We start from the raw sequence: 2,954 nt of genomic DNA, 5'->3' as shown, positions 1-2,954 counted from the left end.
GTATGTTCTTTGAAAACTAGATAACAGTGTAGCTCATATTTTTTAATTTTAGTTTGGTTAAGTTAGAAAGGGCGCACGGTGGATGCCTTGACACTAGGAGTCGATGAAGGACGGGACTAACGCCGATATGCTTCGGGGAGCTGTAAGTAAGCTTTGATCCGAAGATTTCCGAATGGGGAAACCCACCATACGTAATGGTATGGTATCCTTACCTGAATACATAGGGTAAGGAAGACAGACCCAGGGAACTGAAACATCTAAGTACCTGGAGGAAGAGAAAGCAAATGCGATTTCCTGAGTAGCGGCGAGCGAAACGGAATCTAGCCCAAACCAAGAGGCTTGCCTCTTGGGGTTGTAGGACATTCTATACGGAGTTACAAAGGAACGAGGTAGACGAAGCAGTCTGGAAAGGCTCGTCACAGAGGGTAACAACCCCGTAGTCGAAACTTCGTTCTCTCTTGAATGTATCCTGAGTACGGCGGAACACGTGAAATTCCGTCGGAATCCGGGAGGACCATCTCCCAAGGCTAAATACTCCCTAGTGATCGATAGTGAACCAGTACCGTGAGGGAAAGGTGAAAAGCACCCCGGAAGGGGAGTGAAAGAGATCCTGAAACCGTGTGCCTACAAATAGTCAGAGCCCGTTAACGGGTGATGGCGTGCCTTTTGTAGAATGAACCGGCGAGTTACGATCCCGTGCGAGGTTAAGCTGAAGAGGCGGAGCCGTAGCGAAAGCGAGTCTGAATAGGGCGTTTAGTACGTGGTCGTAGACCCGAAACCAGGTGATCTACCCATGTCCAGGGTGAAGTTCAGGTAACACTGAATGGAGGCCCGAACCCACGCACGTTGAAAAGTGCGGGGATGAGGTGTGGGTAGCGGAGAAATTCCAATCGAACCTGGAGATAGCTGGTTCTCCCCGAAATAGCTTTAGGGCTAGCCTCAAGTGTTAGAGTCTTGGAGGTAGAGCACTGATTGAACTAGGGGTCCTCATCGGATTACCGAATTCAGTCAAACTCCGAATGCCAATGACTTATCCTTGGGAGTCAGACTGCGAGTGATAAGATCCGTAGTCAAAAGGGAAACAGCCCAGACCGCCAGCTAAGGTCCCAAAGTGTGTATTAAGTGGAAAAGGATGTGGAGTTGCTTAGACAACTAGGATGTTGGCTTAGAAGCAGCCACCATTTAAAGAGTGCGTAATAGCTCACTAGTCGAGTGACTCTGCGCCGAAAATGTACCGGGGCTAAATACACCACCGAAGCTGCGGATTGATACCTATGGTATCAGTGGTAGGGGAGCGTTCTAAGGACAGTGAAGTCAGACCGGAAGGACTGGTGGAGTGCTTAGAAGTGAGAATGCCGGTATGAGTAGCGAAAGACGGGTGAGAATCCCGTCCACCGAATGCCTAAGGTTTCCTGAGGAAGGCTCGTCCGCTCAGGGTTAGTCAGGACCTAAGCCGAGGCCGACAGGCGTAGGCGATGGACAACAGGTTGATATTCCTGTACCACCTCTTTATCGTTTGAGCAATGGAGGGACGCAGAAGGATAGAAGAAGCGTGCGATTGGTTGTGCACGTCCAAGCAGTTAGGCTGATAAGTAGGCAAATCCGCTTATCGTGAAGGCTGAGCTGTGATGGGGAAGCTCCTTATGGAGCGAAGTCTTTGATTCCCCGCTGCCAAGAAAAGCTTCTAGCGAGATAAAAGGTGCCTGTACCGCAAACCGACACAGGTAGGCGAGGAGAGAATCCTAAGGTGAGCGAGAGAACTCTGGTTAAGGAACTCGGCAAAATGACCCCGTAACTTCGGGAGAAGGGGTGCTTTCTTAACGGAAAGCCGCAGTGAATAGGCCCAAGCGACTGTTTAGCAAAAACACAGGTCTCTGCGAAGCCGTAAGGCGAAGTATAGGGGCTGACACCTGCCCGGTGCTGGAAGGTTAAGGAGAGGGGTTAGCGCAAGCGAAGCTCTGAACTGAAGCCCCAGTAAACGGCGGCCGTAACTATAACGGTCCTAAGGTAGCGAAATTCCTTGTCGGGTAAGTTCCGACCCGCACGAAAGGTGTAACGATTTGGGCACTGTCTCAACCAGAGACTCGGTGAAATTATAGTACCTGTGAAGATGCAGGTTACCCGCGACAGGACGGAAAGACCCCGTGGAGCTTTACTGTAGCCTGATATTGAATTTTGGTACAGTTTGTACAGGATAGGCGGGAGCCTTTGAAGCCGGAGCGCTAGCTTCGGTGGAGGCGCTGGTGGGATACCGCCCTGACTGTATTGAAATTCTAACCTACGGGTCTTATCGACCCGGGAGACAGTGTCAGGTGGGCAGTTTGACTGGGGCGGTCGCCTCCTAAAGTGTAACGGAGGCGCCCAAAGGTTCCCTCAGAATGGTTGGAAATCATTCGTAGAGTGCAAAGGCATAAGGGAGCTTGACTGCGAGACCTACAAGTCGAGCAGGGACGAAAGTCGGGCTTAGTGATCCGGTGGTTCCGCATGGAAGGGCCATCGCTCAACGGATAAAAGCTACCCCGGGGATAACAGGCTTATCTCCCCCAAGAGTCCACATCGACGGGGAGGTTTGGCACCTCGATGTCGGCTCATCGCATCCTGGGGCTGTAGTCGGTCCCAAGGGTTGGGCTGTTCGCCCATTAAAGCGGTACGCGAGCTGGGTTCAGAACGTCGTGAGACAGTTCGGTCCCTATCCGTCGTGGGCGTAGGAAATTTGAGAGGAGCTGTCCTTAGTACGAGAGGACCGGGATGGACGCACCGCTGGTGTACCAGTTGTTCTGCCAAGGGCATAGCTGGGTAGCTATGTGCGGAAGGGATAAGTGCTGAAAGCATCTAAGCATGAAGCCCCCCTCAAGATGAGATTTCCCATAGCGTAAGCTAGTAAGATCCCTGAAAGATGATCAGGTTGATAGGTTCGAGGTGGAAGCATGGTGACATGTGGAGCTGACGAATAC

Annotated in this window: 1 rRNA gene; it reads left to right on the top strand. The window is 51.6% G+C overall.

What is annotated here, in order from left to right:
- Nucleotides 1-55: 55 nt before the first annotated feature.
- Nucleotides 56-2,954 (top strand): 23S ribosomal RNA (locus tag HRG09_RS27780); the annotation flags it as partial.

This window comes from Bacillus sp. Xin1, from assembly GCF_013314535.1.
Taxonomy (GTDB): Bacteria; Bacillota; Bacilli; order Bacillales; family Bacillaceae_G; genus Bacillus_A.
The sequence above is the reverse complement of the archived record's forward strand: the minus strand, read 5'-3'. Positions and strand labels throughout refer to the sequence as shown.